1 pseudogene is annotated in these 303 nt (G+C 54.5%); it reads right to left on the reverse strand.

What is annotated here, in order from left to right:
• A pseudogene (locus NE473_RS31140) lies at window positions 1-303 on the reverse strand (hypothetical protein); the annotation flags it as partial.

Consider the following 303-nt stretch of genomic DNA (forward strand, 5'->3'; position numbering starts at 1 on the left):
ATTACACCAGCGCCGCAGAATTCAAGCTCCGATTCCTGCACTGCGGCGATGGTGTCTCTTACTTTCTGTGTAAACAGAGTATCTGCCCCGAGTGCAGTAAAATCCTCCTGCGTCTCAAGCTCCCGGCCGTCTCCGGATTCCAGAGTAATGCAGACTGGATAGCCGCATAGATCTGCCAGCTCCTCCATATCGGCCGCCGCGACGGCTTTTTTTATTTTCTGCGCAAATGCGGCGGCTCTTTCTGTTTCTGACGTGCTTTCTTCCGGTGTTTCGGGGGCATGCTCCTGAGAATCCGGAGGAACG

It is taken from the genome of Hungatella sp. SL.1.14, from assembly GCF_024460495.1.
GTDB lineage: Bacteria > Bacillota > Clostridia > Lachnospirales > Lachnospiraceae > Hungatella > Hungatella hathewayi.